Annotated in this window: 19 protein-coding genes; 5 read left to right on the top strand and 14 right to left on the bottom strand. The window is 68.9% G+C overall.

Going from position 1 to position 16,910, the window contains the following annotated elements; translation table 11 throughout:
• The first annotated feature begins 52 nt into the window (after window positions 1–52).
• The 4 genes from NON00_RS08440 to NON00_RS08425 all read left to right on the top strand — a co-directional run bounded on the left by NON00_RS08440 (window position 53) and on the right by NON00_RS08425 (window position 3,449).
• The gene (locus NON00_RS08440; RefSeq protein WP_256019756.1) at window positions 53–415 is read left to right on the top strand and encodes a response regulator; all 363 of its coding nucleotides are present in this window, start codon (window positions 53–55) and stop codon (window positions 413–415) included.
• Window positions 416–424: 9 nt separating this feature from the next.
• Entirely contained in the window at window positions 425–1,054 is a 630-nt protein-coding gene (locus NON00_RS08435; protein WP_256019753.1) for a protein phosphatase CheZ, read from the top strand.
• Between the two features lie 82 nt (window positions 1,055–1,136).
• The gene (locus tag NON00_RS24725) at window positions 1,137–2,732 is read left to right on the top strand and encodes a flagellar hook-length control protein FliK (protein ID WP_305123266.1); all 1,596 of its coding nucleotides are present in this window, start codon (window positions 1,137–1,139) and stop codon (window positions 2,730–2,732) included.
• Window positions 2,733–2,756: 24 nt separating this feature from the next.
• Window positions 2,757–3,449, top strand: a complete 693-nt coding sequence (locus tag NON00_RS08425; protein ID WP_256019750.1) for a flagellar hook assembly protein FlgD — start codon at window positions 2,757–2,759, stop codon at window positions 3,447–3,449.
• A 147-nt stretch (window positions 3,450–3,596) separates the two neighbouring features.
• Here the strand turns inward: NON00_RS08425 and NON00_RS08420 are convergent, their stop codons facing one another.
• From NON00_RS08420 to NON00_RS08385, 8 genes are all read right to left on the bottom strand, one after another.
• On the bottom strand, window positions 3,597–4,016 hold the full coding sequence (locus NON00_RS08420; protein ID WP_256019747.1) for a flagellar basal body-associated FliL family protein: 420 nt from the start codon (window positions 4,014–4,016) through the stop codon (window positions 3,597–3,599).
• 103 nt (window positions 4,017–4,119) lie between these two features.
• Window positions 4,120–5,214 (bottom strand): flagellar biosynthesis protein FlhB, encoded by a 1,095-nt coding sequence (locus tag NON00_RS08415; RefSeq protein ID WP_256019744.1) that lies wholly within the window; start codon window positions 5,212–5,214, stop codon window positions 4,120–4,122.
• 9 nt (window positions 5,215–5,223) lie between these two features.
• The gene (locus NON00_RS08410) at window positions 5,224–5,985 is read right to left on the bottom strand and encodes a flagellar biosynthetic protein FliR (protein ID WP_256019741.1); all 762 of its coding nucleotides are present in this window, start codon (window positions 5,983–5,985) and stop codon (window positions 5,224–5,226) included.
• 12 nt (window positions 5,986–5,997) lie between these two features.
• Window positions 5,998–8,058: a flagellar biosynthesis protein FlhA gene (gene flhA / locus NON00_RS08405; protein ID WP_256019738.1), complete on the bottom strand. Its 2,061-nt coding sequence runs from the start codon at window positions 8,056–8,058 to the stop codon at window positions 5,998–6,000.
• Window positions 8,059–8,063: 5 nt separating this feature from the next.
• Entirely contained in the window at window positions 8,064–8,327 is a 264-nt protein-coding gene (locus tag NON00_RS08400) for a flagellar biosynthetic protein FliQ (protein ID WP_256019734.1), read from the bottom strand.
• A 36-nt stretch (window positions 8,328–8,363) separates the two neighbouring features.
• Entirely contained in the window at window positions 8,364–8,654 is a 291-nt protein-coding gene (locus NON00_RS08395; protein WP_256019731.1) for a flagellar hook-basal body complex protein FliE, read from the bottom strand.
• Window positions 8,655–8,659: 5 nt separating this feature from the next.
• A complete protein-coding gene (flgC, locus tag NON00_RS08390) occupies window positions 8,660–9,100 on the bottom strand; it encodes a flagellar basal body rod protein FlgC (protein WP_256019727.1) in 441 nt (146 codons plus the stop codon).
• A complete protein-coding gene (locus NON00_RS08385) occupies window positions 9,100–9,504 on the bottom strand; it encodes a flagellar basal body protein (RefSeq protein WP_256019725.1) in 405 nt (134 codons plus the stop codon). The genes flgC and NON00_RS08385 overlap by 1 nt, the downstream gene beginning before the upstream one ends.
• 253 nt (window positions 9,505–9,757) lie before the next feature.
• Between NON00_RS08385 and NON00_RS08380 the strand changes: the two genes are divergently transcribed.
• Window positions 9,758–11,098: a FliI/YscN family ATPase gene (locus NON00_RS08380; protein WP_256019723.1), complete on the top strand. Its 1,341-nt coding sequence runs from the start codon at window positions 9,758–9,760 to the stop codon at window positions 11,096–11,098.
• A 131-nt stretch (window positions 11,099–11,229) separates the two neighbouring features.
• On the opposite strand, the gene NON00_RS08375 is transcribed toward NON00_RS08380, so the two are convergent.
• The 6 genes from NON00_RS08375 to flaF all read right to left on the bottom strand — a co-directional run bounded on the left by NON00_RS08375 (window position 11,230) and on the right by flaF (window position 16,792).
• Window positions 11,230–12,261, bottom strand: a complete 1,032-nt coding sequence (locus tag NON00_RS08375) for a bifunctional 2-polyprenyl-6-hydroxyphenol methylase/3-demethylubiquinol 3-O-methyltransferase UbiG (RefSeq protein ID WP_256019720.1) — start codon at window positions 12,259–12,261, stop codon at window positions 11,230–11,232.
• Window positions 12,262–12,264: 3 nt separating this feature from the next.
• Complete coding sequence (locus tag NON00_RS08370; RefSeq protein WP_256019717.1) at window positions 12,265–14,262, bottom strand: hypothetical protein; 1,998 nt, start codon at window positions 14,260–14,262, stop codon at window positions 12,265–12,267.
• A 44-nt stretch (window positions 14,263–14,306) separates the two neighbouring features.
• Window positions 14,307–15,476: a DUF1217 domain-containing protein gene (locus tag NON00_RS08365; RefSeq protein WP_256019714.1), complete on the bottom strand. Its 1,170-nt coding sequence runs from the start codon at window positions 15,474–15,476 to the stop codon at window positions 14,307–14,309.
• Window positions 15,473–15,787, bottom strand: coding sequence for a hypothetical protein (locus NON00_RS08360; protein WP_256019712.1), 315 nt, complete (start codon window positions 15,785–15,787; stop codon window positions 15,473–15,475). Before NON00_RS08360 ends, NON00_RS08365 begins: the two co-directional genes overlap by 4 nt.
• Window positions 15,788–15,860: 73 nt before the next feature.
• Complete coding sequence (locus NON00_RS08355) at window positions 15,861–16,349, bottom strand: flagellar biosynthesis repressor FlbT (RefSeq protein ID WP_256019709.1); 489 nt, start codon at window positions 16,347–16,349, stop codon at window positions 15,861–15,863.
• Window positions 16,349–16,792, bottom strand: a complete 444-nt coding sequence (gene flaF / locus NON00_RS08350; RefSeq protein WP_256019706.1) for a flagellar biosynthesis regulator FlaF — start codon at window positions 16,790–16,792, stop codon at window positions 16,349–16,351. Before flaF ends, NON00_RS08355 begins: the two co-directional genes overlap by 1 nt.
• Window positions 16,793–16,910: the final 118 nt, after the last annotated feature.

The following is a 16,910-nucleotide window of genomic DNA, read 5'->3' as shown; positions in this document are numbered from 1 at the left end:
AAACCGCAGCTTGGAGGAAAGATGCGCCGAGACGCAGAAGGGGGACCGGCGCGTGAAGATTCTGGTTGTCGATGACTATCCCACCATGCGGCGCATCGTGCGAAACCTGCTCGACCAGATCGGCTACAAGGATGTCGAGGAGGCGGGGAACGGGGCGGAAGCCTTGGAGAAGATCAAGGTGTCCCGCTACGACCTCGTCATCTCCGACTGGAACATGGAGCCGATGACGGGGCTGGAACTGCTGAAGGAAGTCCGTGGCGATGCCAACCTCGCCAAGATGCCCTTCATCATGGTGACGGCCGAGAGCAAGACCGAGAACGTCATCGCCGCGAAACAGGCGGGCGCCTCGCAGTACATCGTCAAGCCGTTCACGGCCGAGACGCTGAAGGCGAAAATCGCGTCTGTGGTGGGCTAAGGGGGCAGTGTGAGCGGAACGCCAACGCCCCCATCCGGGCTGACCCGGATCGCCGGGCATGCGGCTGCCATCGCGGGTGAAGTGGACCGGCTGCTGGGCCTGGGTTCGGTCACGGACGCCGCCTCAGCCGATAAGCTGACCCAGGCGCTGGACGAGATGCGCAGCATGTCGAAGCTCCTGGCGGAGACGCGGGCGGAGGTCATCGGCCTCTCCCCGCCGCCGATCGGGCTCGGCGATACGCTGGACGCCGTCGTGGTCGATACCGAAGGCGCGGCCTTCGAGATCCTGCGGCAGGCGGAACGGGCACAGGCGGCCGCCGGCCGGCTGCACGCCGGCACCTCCACCGATACCCGCGCGGACCTCGCGGAGGTCAATGACGCCGCGACCAGCATCGTCCTGGCCTGTGCCTTCCAGGACATCACCGGGCAGCGCCTGCGCAAGATCCTGTCGACGATGCGGCAGGTGGAGGCGCGGGTGACGACGCTGGTCAGCCTCATGGGCATCAAGCCCGAGGAGGCCAGCAGCAAAGCCTGGGAAGAGAAGAACGACGACCGCCCGGACGCCCACCTGCTCAATGGTCCGAGTTCCGCCGCCCAGGGCGGCCTCGGCCAGAGCGCGGTGGACGACCTGTTCGGCTGACACTCCGCTTCCCGCTCCTCCCTGGCCCTGGCGTTCCGGCGCCAGGGCCGACCGCGAAAATGGCGGCGACAGGAAGAACTCCATGGCGATACCGATCGGCTCCGATGCTGCCCTTCCGGCGCGCCTGCTTGGCCGTGGCGAAGGGGAACGCAGCGCAGGCCCGGCCTCCGCGACAGCCCCCGACACCCCGTCCGATACGTCCGCCCCTGGGGATTTCGCCCAGTTCCTGGCCGGCGTGACCGAGGACACCGCCGCCGCCCCGGCCCCGCCGGAGGACAGCGACAGCAGCACCACCCCGCTGGTCGCCGGTGACCTGCCCTGGGACATGCTCGCCGCCGCCGCCGAGGAAGCCAGCCAATTGGCCGGGTTCCTGCAATGGCAGGCCAACACCCCGGCCCAGCCTGCCACCCTCACCGGCGAGGGCGCGGCCAATGCGGAGATGACGGCCCTGGCCCCGGCCATCGCCGCCGCGCAGGATGCCGCCGCCGCCACACAGGCTGCTCTCGAGGCCACCCTCGGGGCGGCCGTGGGGGCTGCCGCCGGGGAGGCCGCACCCGGTGCGCCACAGGCGCCGCCCGGCACCACGCTGGAGGGGGCCGCGGCGCAGGCCCTCGCGGCCATGGCCGGCCAGGACGGGCCGGCGGGCAGCATCCTGCCCGTGCCGGAAAGCGGGGAGGGCGCGGAAGCCGCCGCCCTGGCCCAATCCGCGGAGGCCCAATCCGCGCAGCTCCTGCTCACCGAAGCCGCCGAGGCCGCGCAGGCCCAGGCGCAGACCCTGCCACAAAGCCAGGCTGGGGCCGAGGCCACGGCGCAGCCCGCGCCGCGCCGGGCCACGCTGGCCCCGCCCGCCTGGCCCGCCGCCTCGGCCAGCCGCGCCGCCGCCCAGGCGGAGGCCCAGGCCAACGCCACGGCCGGCCAGGACGCGGCCACGCCCCAGGCCGGAGCTGGGGTGGGGGCCGATGCCGCGCTCTCCGCCCTGGTGCCGGAGGAGGATAGCAGCCTCCACCCCGCCACCCCGCAGGCCGGCGCGGCGGACAAGGCTTCCTCCCCCGCCCCGCCGCAGCCGCATGCCGCGCCGCCCGCGCCCGTGCTGGCCCAGGCCAGCCCGGTGGTGCTGCCCGGCAACGAGACCTCGGCCGGGCTGCTCGCCACGGCCGCGGCCCAGGCCACCCAGTCCGGCGCCGCCCAGGCGGCCCAGCAGGCCAGCCAGCAGGGCGCGGCGCCGGAGCTGGTGCCGCAATCGCCCCACCATGCCCGCATCGCCGCCGAGGCCGCGCCGCAGATCGTGCTGCGCCTCGCCGATGCCGCCGGGAAGGGTCAGCAGACCGTTTCCGTCGAACTCACCCCGCCGGAGCTCGGGCGCGTCGAACTGCGCCTGACCTTCCGCGAAGGACAGGTGCACCAGGTGGTCATGGCCGCCGAGCGCAGCGACACCTTCGAGGCCCTGCGCCAGGACAGGCAAAGCCTGTTGCAGCAGATGGAGCAGGCGGGCCTCCAGCTCGGACAATCCGGGCTTGACCTCCAGCATGGCGCCCTGCCGCGGCAGGACACCGAGACGGCCGAGGAACAGGCCTTCCGCCTGGCCCAGGCCGCCCAGGAGCGCGCCGGGGATCTCTCCGCCGAAGCCGAGACCCCGCCCCGCCCCGCCTCGGACAGCCTGATCGACATCATCGCCTGAGGCGCCACGCGCCGGGAGATTCCAATGGCCACCACCAGCGCCGTGAGCGCGACCAGCGGCACGTCCTCCACCACGACGACGGCGCCCACCACCACGCTGAACTCCAGCAGCAGCTCGGATTTCGACCGCTTCCTGAAGCTGCTGACCGCACAGCTCCAGTATCAGGACCCGATGAACCCGACGGATGCGACGCAGTTCGTCGCCCAGCTCGCGCAGTTCTCCCAGGTCGAGCAGCAGACCAAGACCAACACCCTGCTGCAGGGCATTTCCTCCGCCCTGACCGCCGGCGACACCCTGGCCGAGAATGCCGCCCTGCTCGGCAAGTCCATCAAGACCACGGCGAGCAGCCTCACCCTCGCCCAGACCGGCCAGACGGTGCCGATGACGGTCGATGTCTCCGCCTCCGGGCTGAAGAGCACCCGGCTGGAGGTCCTGAATTCCAATGGTTCGGTGGTGCGCAGCGTCTCGCTCAGCGCCGCCACCACCACCATGACCTTCGACGGCAAGGACAGCAGCGGCAATGCGCTGGCCGCCGGCAAATACACGGTGCGGGTGGTGGGCGAGGACAGCAGCGGCACGCGCCAGACGGCGGGCACGGTGGCGCTCAGCGGCACGGTGACGGAAGTGCGCCGCGACAGCACCACGGGGACGACGCAGCTCGTCCTCAACAATGGCTCGATCGTCAATGCCAGCGAGGTCACGCGCCTCGGCAGCTGACGCCGCGCGGCGGAAGGGGAAAGCCCGCAGGCCCGCGCGGCGCGCGGCAAAGGCCCGGCACGAGAGGGGCGCGGGCCACAGCAATGGGGCGCTCGCGCCCCTCCCTCAATGACAGGCGGCCGCGGCGAAGTCCGCGGCCGCCTCGTTTCAGCTCAGGATCAGGCGGGTGATGACCACGTCCTTGAGCCCATCCTCCTGGACCTGCGCCAGGCTGTCATAGAGGCTGTCGCGCAGCAGCGCGGGATCCAGCCGGCCCGGGCGCAGCTCCTGGCGCTCGGACATCGCCATCAGGCGGCGCAGGACCGCCTGCTTCAGGCGCGGCGAAAGATCACGGAACTGCTGCGTCTGCTCCGCCTTCGTCTCCAGCGTCACCGACACCACCACATAGGACATGCGGCGGTTCGTACCGGGCAGATTCACCGTGAAATCGCCCAGGGTGACGAATTCGAACTCCTTCTTGGGGGCGGCTTCGGCCGCCATGGCCGGGGCCAGGGGTGCAGCCAGCGAAGGCAGCAGCGCGACGGCGGCCAGGGCACCCATCACGGAACGGCGAAACTTCGGAGACATCATCCAACGACCTCGGCGGGTTGTTATGCCTCCTATTTCGCAAGGGGGGTGTCTCGCGTCAATCGATCTTGTCTATTTTTTGCGACGCAGCGAGATTTTTGTTTCAGGCCCTTGCCGCCCGCGGCCGCCCCTTCTGCATCCCCTTCTGGGCCCAGACGATACCGATGATCTTGGCCACCGCCTCGAAATGCATGGGGGGAATGGTGTCGCCCACCTCCACCGAGGCATAGAGGGCACGGGCCAGGGGCTTGTCCTCCATCACCACCACGCCGGCGGCCTGCGCCTTCTCGCGGATGCGCCGGGCCAGCCGGTCCGTCCCTTTGGCGACACAGACGGGGGCGGCATCCTCCCCCCGCTCATAGCGCAGGGCCACGGCGAAATGGGTGGGGTTGGTGATGACGACCGTGGCTTTTGGCACATCCGCCAGCATGCGCCGCTGCGACAATTGCCGGCGCTTCTTCCTCAGCGCGGCCTTCACATGCGGGTCGCCATCGGTGGTGCGCAGTTCCTCGCGCATTTCCTGGTGGGTCATGCGCTGGCGGCGGGCATATTCGAAACGCTGGAAGGTGATGTCGCCCGCCGCCACCACGGCGGCCACCAGCGTCACCGCCAGCAGCATGGCGGAGAGCGCCTGCACCACCAGCCCGGGAAAGACCACCGGGTCCAGCCCGGTGAGCTGCGCCGCCTGCTCATAGAGCGGCATGCCCACCACCCAGCAGACCGCGGCCACGGCGGCGGCCTTCACCAGACCTTTGAAGAACTCGAAGATCCCCTTCAGCCCGAACATCCGCCGCAGCCCGGCGATGATGGAGAGGTTGGAGAGCTTGGGCTCCAGCCGCTCCAGGGCGAAGACCACGTTGTTCTGCATCAGGTGCGGCAGCAGGCTGCCCGCCACCAGCAGCCCGAAGACGGGCAGCAGCGCCAGCGTCAGCGCCTCCACCACGCTGCGCGCCGCCTGCCGGTAGCCCTCGCCGGAGAGTTCCAGGAAGGCCTCCGGCTGTTCCAGCATGGGTATCAGCACCAGGCAAAAGCGCCAGCTGATCGCCCCCCCGCCCATCCAGATCAGCAGCAGGACGATCAGGTAGAGCCCCGCGCTCGCCCCCTCGCGCGACATCGGCAGGTCGCCACGCTCGCGCGCCTGCTGGAGCTTGCGGGAGGAGGCGTCGAGTGTTTTTTCCTGGCCGGTTTCTTCCGCCATGGCGTCTCCTCAGCGCCGCAGCAGGAAGGCTTCGGCATAGGCGCCCAGCATCTCCGTCACCAGCGCCGGCATGGTTTCGCGCATCAGGTACAAGCCCACCATCAGCAGCGCCGGCGCCCCGATCAGAAAGACCGGCATGGCCGGCATGGCGCGGTTGATGCCGGCCAGGGCGGCGTTGAACAGCACCGCCAGCACCAGGAAGGGCATGCTGAGCTGCATCGCCAGCCGGAAGGAGGTCGCGGTGGCATCGGCCAGGGCGCGCGCCGCCGGGGCCGCCTGTAGCGGCTGGCCGAGCGGCATCAGGCTGTAGCTGTCCGCCAGGGCGCGCAGCCCGGCATGGTGCCCGTCCATGGCGAAGAGCGCCACCAGCAGCCCGGCATAGAGCACCGAGCCCAGCAGCGCCGCATTGTCCGCCCCCATGCCGAAGGCGAAGGCGTTGCTGAGGCCGATGCTCTGGCCGATGATCTGCCCGGCCATCTGCACGGCGGCGAGCAGGATGCGCGAGAGGGTGCCGATGAAGGCCCCCGCCACCACCTCCATGCCGATGGCCCCGGCCATGGCGATGGCGCCGGGCGGGCTGGGCGCCGGCCCGGCCAGCGGGGCGATGCAGAAGGCCGCCACCAGGGCGGCGATCATGCGGATGCGCCCGGGGATCATGATCTCGCCGAAGCCGGGCATCAGGATCATGGTCATCGACACCCGGCAGAACACCAGCAGCAGCCGGTAGATCTCCGCCGAGAGCCAGGATTCCAGGCCGAGCGCCGCCTCCACGGGGCGGCGGCCTCAGATGGTGCCGACGGTGCGCAGCTTGGCCTGCTGGTGCACCTCGGCATGGGAGATGACGGCGATGGTGGGGTTGATGCGCTCCACCAGGTGCCGCACGAAGGGCCGCGCCCCGGCCGAGGTCAGCACCGCCGGCCAGTCCCCCTTCGCGGCGGACTCGGCGATGCGCGTGCGCGTCAGGCTGACCAGCTCCTGGATCTTGGAGGGGGCCATGGCGAAGCTGCGCTGCTCGCCCTCCTCGACGATGGCGGCCCCCACCTCGCGCTCCCACTCGGGCGAGAGCAGGATGGTGGTGATGTAGCCATCCTCCTGCGCCAGCCCGCGGCAGATCTGCAGGCTGAGGCGCTGGCGCACATGCTCGGTCAGCATCGAGACATTGCGGGTGAAGGTCGCGCCCTCGTGCAGCGCCTCGAGGATCAGCGGCAGGTTGCGGATGGAAATGCGCTCGGCCAGCAGGATGGAGAGCACCTTCTGCACCGTGGCCATGGGCAGGATGCCGGGCACCAGCTCGCCCACCAGGCGCTGGTGCTCCTTCTCCAGCCCCTCCAGCAGCTTCTGCGTCGCCGCATAGGTCTGCAACTGGGACATGTAGCCCTTCAGCACCTCGGACATGTGGGTGATCAGCACGGTCTCGACATCGACCACCGTCAGCCCCTGGGCCATGGCCACCTCGCGCATCGCCGGCTCGATCCAGCGCGCCTTGATGCGGAAGGAAGGCTCCTGCGTGTCGACGCCGGGGATGCCCACCTCCTGGCCATTGGGCGCGAAGGCGAGCAGGCGGCCGAGCATCATCGTCTCGCGCGCGACTTCCACGCCCTGCACCTGGATCGAGTATTCGCCCGAGGCGAGGTCCATATTGTCCTTGATGCGCACCGCCGGCAGCACGAAGCCGAATTCCAGGCCGAAGGAGCGGCGCAGCTTCTTGATCTTCTCGGTCAGCCCGCCCTGCCGCCCGGTGGTGAGGGAGACGAGGCCCATGCCCAGTTCCAGCCGGACATCGTCCACCCGGATCAGCTCGGCGATGGTCTCCTCCCGCGCCGGGGTCTCGGCCGGCAGGCCCGCCTCGGCCGCCGCCGCCGCGCGCTGCACGCTGCGCTGGGCGAGCCAGCCGCCGCCCGCGGCGACGAGGCCCAGCGCCATGAAGGGCAGGAAGGGCAGGCCCGGCAGCACGGCGAACAGCCCGGCCAGGCCCGCCGCCAGGTAGAGCGGCTTGGGCTGCGCGCCGAGCTGGGAGATGAAGGCCTTGTCCGTCGAGCCGCGCACGCTGCCCTTGGACACCAGCATGCCGGCGCCGACGGAGACGATCAGCCCCGGGATCTGCGAGACGATGCCATCGCCCACCGCCAGGGTGACATAGGTGGTGGCCGCGCCGCTGATCGGCATGCCATGCCGCAGCGTGCCGACGACGATGCCGCCCAGGATATTGACGATGGTGACGATGATCGCCGCGATCGCGTCACCGCGGACGAATTTCGACGCGCCGTCCATGGCGCCGAAGAAGGAGTTCTCGTCCTCCAGCTCCTTGCGGCGGCGCTTGGCCTCGGTGTCGTCGATGGTGCCGGCGGCGAGATCGGCATCAATGGCCATCTGCTTGCCGGGCATGGCGTCGAGGCTGAAGCGCGCCGCCACCTCGGCGATGCGCCCCGCGCCCTTCGTCACCACGATGAAGTTCACGATGATGAGGATGGCGAAGACGATGACGCCAATGATGAAGTCGCCGCCCACGACAAAGACGGCGAAGCCGTGGATGACGCTGCCCGCCGCGTCGAGGCCGCGATGGCCATCGGCCAGGATCAGGCGCGTGGTGGCGAGGTTGAGCGCGAGGCGCAGCAGCGTCGCCACCAGAAGCACGGTGGGAAAGACCGAGAAATCCAGCGGCCGCTCGATCCAGATGGCGACCATCAGGATCAGCACGGAGAGGGTGATGGAGGTGGCGAGGCCCAGATCCACCAGCCATTTCGGCATGGGCAGGACCAGCACGGCCAGCAGCACCACCATGGCGGCGGCGAAGAGGAGGTCCTGGTGGCCCAGCCCCAGGCGCAGCTTGCGGAAGAACTCCATGGCGCTTAAAGCCCGATGATCAGCTGCGCGATCTCCTCCGTGTAGGAGCGCAGCGCCGCGAAGCCGAAGGGCAGGGAGAGCATGGTGGCCACCAGGGTCACCACGATCTTCGGCACATAGGACAGCGTCATCTCCTGGATCTGCGTCAGCGCCTGCAGCACGGAGACGGCGACGCCGGTGATGAGCGCGGCCAGCAGCGGCGGCCCCGCCACCATCATGGTGGCGTAGAAGCCGCTGCGCAGGACCTCGATGACGTCGCCTTCTTGCATCGCGTCAGTTCTCCGGCGCGGAAATATCGGGGCGGATCAGACCGCCATGCGCAGCACGTCCATGTAGGCGCCAAGCACCTTGTCGCGCAGCTGCGTCATGGTCTGCACCGTCAGCTCGGCCGAGGCGGCGGCCTGCACCACCTCCTGCACATCGGCGGCGCCGGCGACGCCGCGCGCGCTCGTCACCTCCGCCTGGCGCAGCGTGTTGAGCGAGGCGCGGGCCGCATCGCCCACCATGGTCGAGAAATCCCCGGCCGGCGTCGAGGTCGTGCCATAGGCACGCACGGCGGCGGAGACGGGCGGGACAGCGGCGAGAGCATTGGGCATGGGGATCAGGACCTCAGGATGTCGAGCGTCTTGAGGTAGAGCGAGCGCGCCTGCTGCATGACGGCCATCGAGGCCTCATAGCTGCGCCCGGCGGCGCGCAGGTCTGCCTGCTCGATCAGGACATCGACGTTGGGAAGCTTGACATAGCCGCGCTCGTCCGCCGCCGGGTGGGAGGGGTCGAACTGCGTGCGGAAGTCGCGCTGGTCGGGCCGGACCTGGTCCAGCCGCACGAGCTGCGCGCCCGTCGCGCGGTCCACCGCGCGATCGAAGGTGATGAGCTTGCGCCGGTAGGCATCGCCGCCCGGCGTGCCCGCCGTGGAGGTGGCGTTGGCGATGTTCTCGGCCGAGACGCGCATGCGCGTGGCCTGCGTGCTCATGCCCGAGGCGGCGGTGGCCATCGCCTGGGTGAGCGGGCCCGCGCCCGTGATGGGGCCGGTGCGGATCATCAGCGGCCACCCACGGCGGTGCGCAGCAGCGCGGTGCCGCGCCGGTAGACCAGCGTCGTCAGGTCATAGGCTTTCAGAACATCGGCCTGCTTCACCATCTGTTCCTCGATGTTGACGGTGTTGCCGTCCGGATCCTCGCTGTAGGACTGCGCCTTGTCCGCCGCGATGGTCACGCCGTTGCGCGACAGGCCGAGATGCCCCGCCCGCGTCGCCGCCAGCTGCAGCGAGGGCAGGCCCGGCTGGTTGCGCAGCAGGGCGCTGTCGAACTGGAAGGGTTTCACATCGCGGGCGCGGTAGAGCGGGGTGTCGGCGTTGGCGATGTTCTGCGCCAGCACATTCTGCCGCTCCGCCAGCTGGCGCATCCGCGCCCCAGAGATGCGGAAGACGTCAATGCCGTCGAGCATGGATCCGGTTGCCCCTCTGGCTGTCCTGCGGAGCAATAGCGCCCATGGCCCCTTATGTCGAGATTTTTCGCATAAGTGTGACCACCGTGGGGCGGCCCCCCACCACCGCGCGGGCGGCCTCAAAGCTGGCCCGGGGCCGTGGCGGCCGCCGGGGCAGGGGGCCGAACGGCCTTGTCGGGCTTGAATTTTTCGCATAAATTTTCCGCGCCCGCTCGCGGGCCAATCCCCTCCTGGCGCGGAGTGACGCGGCCTCATGACCTTCTCGCCTCTCCTCTCCACCGCCCTGGGCGATACCGCCGCGCAACTGGCCCGCCTGCCCACGCGGCAGCGCTACGGCACCCTGGCCGCCGTGCGCGGCGCGGCGCTCTCCGTCACCGGGCTGGGGGAGGGGGTGTCGATCGGCGACCGCATGCGGGTGCAGCGCCACGGCCGCCCGCCCGTCCATGGCGAGTTCGTCGCCTTCTCGCCGGACAGCGCCATCGCCGTGCCGGAAGGCGGCACCGAGGGGCTCAGCCCCGGCGCCCGCCTCTGGCTGGAAGAGCCGCTGCGCCTCTACCCCTCCGATGCCTGGATGGGCCGGGTGATCGACAGCCTGGGCCGCCCGGTGGACGGGCTGGGCCACCTGCCGCAGGGCCGGCGCGGCGCGCTGCTGCGCCAGCCGCCGCCGCCCGCCCTGACCCGCCGCCTCGTCGGCCAGCGGCTGGAGACGGGGCTGCGCGCGCTCGACATCTTCACCCCCGTCTGCCGCGGCCAGCGCCTCGGCATCTTCGCCGCCTCCGGCGTCGGCAAATCCACGCTGATCGGCATGCTCGCGCGCTTCGTCGAGGCGGATGTCATCGTCGTCGGGCTGATCGGCGAGCGCGGGCGCGAGGTGCGCGAATTCCTCGACCAGACGCTGGGCGAGGAAGGGCGGCGCCGCGCCGTCGTCGTCGTCTCCACCTCGGACGAGCCGGCCCTGGCCCGCCGCCGCGCCGCCATGGCCACCCTCGCCGTGGCCGAGCATTTCCGCGCCGAGGGCAAGCAGGTCTTCCTGCTGCTCGATTCCGTCACGCGCCTCGCCCATGCCCAGCGCGAGATCGGCCTGGCCGCTGGCGAGCCCGCCACGGCCCGCTCCTACACCCCCTCCGTCTTCACCGAATTGCCGGCGCTGCTGGAACGCGCTGGCCCGGGGCCGGAGGGCGAGGGCGACATCACCGCCATCTTCACCGTGCTCGTCGATGGCGATGACCATGACGAGCCGATTTCCGATGCCGTGCGCGGCATTCTCGACGGGCATATCGTGCTGGACCGCCGCATTGGCGAGCGCGGGCGCTGGCCGGCGCTCGATGTGCTGCGCTCCGTCAGCCGCGCCCTGCCGCGCTGCCACACGCCGGAGGAAAACGCCCTGCTCGCCCAGGCCCGCCGCCTGATCGGCACCTATGCCGACATGGCGGAGATGATCCGCCTCGGCGCCTATCGCCAGGGCAGCGATGCCGGTGTGGATGCCGCGATCGAACGCCACCCCGCCCTGGAAGCCCTGCTCGGCCAGGGCATCGATGAGCGCAGCGGTTCGGAAGAGGCTTTCGCGCGGCTGAAGGATATCCTGAAGGGATGATCTTCTTTTTCTGAAGAAAAAGAAGCAAAAAGACTTTCTTTCCGTTTGGCGTCCCGCCTCAGGCCTGAAGCGGGACGCTGAACTGAAAAGAGTTTTTTGGTTCTTTTTTCCAAAAAAGAACAGGACTCTTCCTACTCTCCAGGCCGCCCGAACACCACGAAGAGCTTGTAGCCGAGATCCCGTGCGAAGAGGGCCTCGGCGGTGATCTCGGCCCGGTCGCGCGGGGTCCAGCCCTGGGCGTGCAGCGCGGGCCAGAGGGCTTCATCCGGCCAGGAGAGCAGGCGGTCCACCTCGGAGATGTAGGTCTCCGCGTGGACGGCCTTGAAGCCGGCCAGATAGCCGGCGGTGATCAGCGTCTCCATCTCGAAGAAGGTGATGTGGCCCGGCTTGTAGATGGGGCTGCGCGCGCCCTGCAGCGCCACCAGCGGGTGCGCGGCATTGGGCACCTGCACGGCGATCCGCCCGCCCGGCGCCAGATGGCGGCCCATGCGGACCAGGGAGTCCACCGGGTCCTCGATATATTCCAGCACATCCATCGAGATGATCAGGTCGAAGCGCGCCTGGTCGGGCAGGGCATCGGGGAAGAAGCCCTCGACCACATTGCCGCCCAGCGCGCGGGCCTCCTGCGCGAAGCCGGGGTTGGGCTCCAGCCCGAGGGCCACGCAGCCGCGCTCCGCCGCCGCGCGCAGCAGCACGCCGCTGGAGGCGCCGATTTCCAGCAGCCGCAGGCGCCGCCCGCCCGTGCCCGCATGCTCCAGCAGGCGGGAGAGCACATAGCGGCTCTTGCGCGCCTCCAGCTGCGCATAGAGCGGCTCCGACTTCAGCGCGTGGAAGGCGGCCATGGCCTCCGTCTCGCCGAAGCGCAGGCGGGACTGGTCATCCTCCGGGATGCGGTCGCGGTAGAGGAGGTGGCAGCAGCGGCAGCGGACGACATCTTCCCCCGTGCCGGCCACCGGCTCTCCGGCCTGGCTGGCGCAGAGCGGGCAGGCCCGGCTGTGCCAGCGCAGGGATTGGCTTTGCTGGCTGGCCTCCAGGCGCTCCGCCGCCGTCAGGCGGCGATAGGCGGCCTGCAGGGCCGCGCGGAAGCCAGGAATGGCGGCGGCATCGAAGCTGTCCCGCGTCGGGGCCAGCTCCAGGGCCAGACCGGTCTGCAAGCCATCCATGCATCAAGCCTCTTTTTGAGTCTTTTGATTTTTTGCATGGAGCAGGACATCGGCAAAACGATTGCCGAGCAATTCGGTGTCGCAGAGCCAGCGCCCGGCGTAGCGCTGGTATGCGGCGCCGCTGGCCGCGCGCAGGGCGGGATCGCGGATCAGGCGCAGCGCCTGGGCCACGTAGTCCGCCGGCGTTTCGGCGGCCATCAGCAGTTCCGTGCCATCGGCGGCGGTGAAGGTGGCGGCCATCTCCTGGCGCTCCGCCTCTGGCCCCAGGCCGCGGCGCAGCGGGTCGCCCAGCAGCATGTCGAACATGCCGAAGCCATCATGCCCCTCCGGCAGCAGGCGGAAGAGCACCGGCGTGGCGGCGGCCATGGCCTGCGCCCCGGTCAGCCCGGTGGAGTGGGGGAAGCTGTCCAGCACGAGATCGGCCACATGGCCCCACAGGGCGGTGTCCACCCAGCCCACCCAGCGCACGCGCTCCGCCAGCCCGGCGGCGGCGAAGGTCTCGCGGATGGCTGGCGTGTCCTCATGCCCCGGATAGGCCCAGATGGCCTCTGGCGCAGCCTTCAGGATGGCCACGACGGTCTCCAGGAATTCCAGGTCCAGCATTTTCTCCGGGCGGGAGGGGGTGAAGCAGATCACCGCATCGCCGAAAGGCGCGCGCAGCGCCGCCACCTCCTCCGCGCGCGGGGCATAGGGCGGCAGCAGGACGGTATAGGGCACGGTCTGCCATTCCCGCCCGTGCCAGACGGCCTTTTCCCGCGCCCGGCCATGCAGGCTGAGCAGGACATCCGCCCCTTCCACCGCCGCCGGGTGGTATTTCATCGACCACCAGAGCTGGCGTGGGGCGAGGCGCATCGAGAAGGCGAAGGACTGCCAGCAGGGCACGCAGAGCCAGACGAGCAGGCCGACCTTGTCCGCCGCCAGCCTTTGCCGCAGCCAGAGGAAGCGCTCGGTCAGGCTGGATGGCAGGCCGGGCAGGGTTTCCATCTCGACGACTTCGACGTCGAGCGCCCGCATCATGGCGTTCAGTTCGGCGTTGTGGCCATGCCAGATGTAGAGCACGGCGGGTAGCGGGCGCCCGGCACGCCGGGCGGCTGCCATGGCATCGTGGAAGCACATCACATGCGACAGGGTGGAAGCCTGATGCAGGAAAAAGCCGATGCGGCTCTCTGGCCCTGGCTCCGGCAGGCGCGGCAGGCCGCGCCCGGCGGCGCGCCCGGCGCGGGCAAAGGCCCCCGCCCACAGGCGGTAGCTCTGGTCGTAATGGCTCTCGCATTCATGGCGGGGCAGCCAGTGCGTGGCCAGGAACTGTTCGATCTGAAGTGCGGTATCCGTCTTGTCCCGTTTCAGGCTGTTCAGCATGGCCGGCAGCGCCGCACCTTCAAAGACGGCGCGCAGATAGGCCATGCTGCGCTGCTGCGTCATGCCGAGCACCAGCAACAGCCGCGCCACGGCGCTGACATCGCCGTAAGACAGCATCCCGCTGAAGGCGCCGGCGATTTCCGCCGCCTGCACCTCATCGGCCAGGATGCCTGCGTGGTGCAGAATCTTGTACCAGTTGAGGGCATCGGCACTGCCGATGGAGGGGCCGAGGGCATGGCCCAAGGCCCAGCGCAGCGTGGCCATGCGCCCTTCGGTCAGGCCGCGCACGGCCAGGGCCAGGATCATGTGGTCCCCAGGTGCCTGGCCGGACTGTGCGGCGATGTGGGTGGTGATCTGCCGCGCCAGTTCCTGCCAATCCGGGCTGCTGAGGAGCAGACCCCGCGCTGTCATCAGCCGCGCCAGCTGGCAGAGCAGGGCAAGATTGATCTTGAGCCGCCTGTCCGCCCCCATGCAGAGCCGGGGCAGGAGTTCGCCCAGGGCCTCGGCCTCGGCCTGGCCGGCGGAGGTGGCGAGTTGCGGCAGGAGGGGCGCCAGTTCTGCCCAATCCGTCACGGCGCGCAGGGCAGAGGGCAGGCGGGAGGCTTCGCCGCCGCCCCTCGCGACATCATCTGTTTTTCGCACGGCGGAACCTGCCAGATGGCGAGAGGGGAGGCGGAGAAGTGCGATCAGGAACTGTAGAGGATGGAGATCAGCGCTGAGGCGGCTTCGCCGCTGAAGCCGTTGCCGCCCCAGGAAATCGGCTGGATCAGCGCGGCGGCGCCGGAGGCTGCGGCGGCGGCGCTTTCCTGGGTGCTGGCGGTGGCCACGTAGCGGTCCAGCAGCTTCTGCAGCTTTGTTGAATCCTGGAAGTCAGCGATATCCATGCGCTTCTCCAGCATCTCCTTCTGGGTGTCGACATCGACGGAGGAGAAGCTGCTGGGCAGGCCAAGGACGGTCTGCACCACATCGGCCAGGTTGCGGTCGGCGATGACGCTGTACCAGTTGGTGACGTTGGGCAGCATGCGCTTGGCATAGACGGCGTGGCGCAGCGTGTCCGAGCTTTCGCCCAGGGCGGATTCAAAGCGGGCCTGGGTGTATTTCTCGACGATGCTGTTGATGGTCGTGCTGTCGGTCACCTTCGGGCCGCCGCTGGCGGCGATCTCGGTGCTGCCCTTGGTCTGCTCCAGCAGATAGGCGCGCGGCGTGCTGTTTTCGTCGGTGGTGAAGGAGACGGTGCCGGTGCCGCGACCTTTCGCATCGGTGAAAATGAGCTTCATGCCGAGGGCGGTGACGGAGATATCCTCGCTGCCCTTGTCGGCCTTGCGGAAGGCGGCCTGGAGGGCGGCGGCGATATCGGTGCGCTTGGTCAGGCCGGAGAGATCGACATCGGAAACCTTGATGCCGCCGAAGGTTCCGCTGGCGCTCTGGAAACTCTGCCCCGCCATGACGCCTTCGACCTGCACGCTCAGGCTCGACGGCACAGCGGGGATGGCGGGGATGGAGATGCCGCCATAGTTCAGATCCTTGGCGATCTGGCGGAAGCGGTAGTCGGTCATCAGCATGGCGAAGGAGGAGCTGTCGCTGACATTGCTCTCCAGCACCTTCTTCATCATCCCGTTATAGCCCACCTGCCCGTCCAGCCCGTAGGCTGTCAGGACGATGGTTTGCAGCCGTCGGTCGGACAGAAGATCCTCGGCGGTGAGCTTGGTCGGGAGCTTTTCCTTCAGATACGCGATGTCGCGCTGAAGCGAGGCATCCTGGCTGAAGGCTTTGAAGTCCTTCAAGCTCTTCGTCTGGAGGAGCTTCCATCCGGCGTAACCAGTCGGGATCCCGACCGTGACGGCATTGATGGTCATGCAAAAGTCATGTCGCGCGAGGTTTCGTTTTCCTGCGACTGCGGCCTGTAGCCGGCGGCCAGGCGGAGCAGGACACGGTCCGTCGAAGGGTCACGCATCTCGGTGTAGAGCTGCATGGTGGCCAGGTCGAGACGGATATCGAAGCTCGGGATCACCGCCGTGATCTGCTTCTGGCGCTCGGCGACGAGGACCTCCCCTGTGGCAGGGGTGGCGGGTGTGCGCTCTGCGCTGTCAGCGGGGCGGGGAAGAACCCTGTAGGCGTTCTCAGACGCTGAGGTCTGCTGCTTCACCGATTGCGTTGCTTCGATCATGTCCTATGCTCCTATGTTCGCCTCTCAGGCTGAGTTGAACAGGTTTCGCCCGTTATATCCCACCATGACGGAATCAAACCGTTTTCGATTCGCTCGCATTGTGCCTCATTGAAACGGAAGACGCTGGTGCCGGAGGACGCTCTGCCACGCCGCGGCGGAAGCGCGGCGGTGGATCCATTTCGAGCAGAACGCATTCGTACAAAACCAGTTCACGCAAGGCGGCCAGGGCGCGGTAGGTGTTGCCCTGGCGCATGTGCATCTCCGCCTCATCCAGAAGATTCAGGTGTTCTGGCTTGAGAAAGACACCACGAAGGGTTTCGACCTGTTCGAGAAAGGTATCGATATTGCCCAGAGAGGACTGGGCGTTCAGCAGGACGTTCTGCGCGGCGAAATAGGCGCGCCGCACAGGCGTGTTGGCGTCAGCGGGGAGAAGGACATCCTTCTCCCGCACGATCTGCGCCTTGGTTTCCACCATCAGATAGGCGCGCCGGTCGCCATTGGTGACGACGGCGCCATTGATGAAAAGCCTTTCCCCTGGCGCCAACTTCAGGATGAGCGACATCAGCCGGGCTCCGTCCCTTCAGAAATGATCCCTTCTGGAGGGGAAGCGGGCTTCAGGCCGCTCATGATGGCACGGTTCACATCGCACAGGGCCTGGACCGTACCGCCCTGGCGCAGCACGCGGTCGCTTTCTCCCATGACCCAATGGGCCAGGGAAAGGAGGCGCGCCTTGATCGCCTCGTCCAGGGTGTTCTCGCTGCTGGCCAGATCGGATGCGAAGGTGATCCAGACCATGCGGTTCTCATGGATGGCGTGGGGAATGGCGGCGGGTCCGGCATCGGCGGCCATGGCGGCCTCCAGCCTCGCCGTCACGCGCGCCAGGACACGGTATTCGATATCACGCTGATCTTCGGTCCCACGGATCACGGAGCCATAAGCCTGGGCCGCGCCGCGAGGTCGCTGCAAGGGGATCTGGAAAGAGTCGTCTTGGGCAGCGTTCAGCATCGGATTCTTCCTCGGTCACGCGCAGGCCGGGCGCCGGCACTACCCTCCTGAACTCGACATCCACAGGAAGGGCCGGCTTTGCACCGGCCGGCCCTTCCCAGGGGATGCCACCTCAGCC

It is taken from the genome of Roseomonas sp. GC11 (assembly GCF_024437745.1).
GTDB lineage: Bacteria > Pseudomonadota > Alphaproteobacteria > Acetobacterales > Acetobacteraceae > Pseudoroseomonas.
Note: the sequence above shows the minus strand (reverse complement) of the source record. Positions and strands in the feature narration are given on the sequence as shown.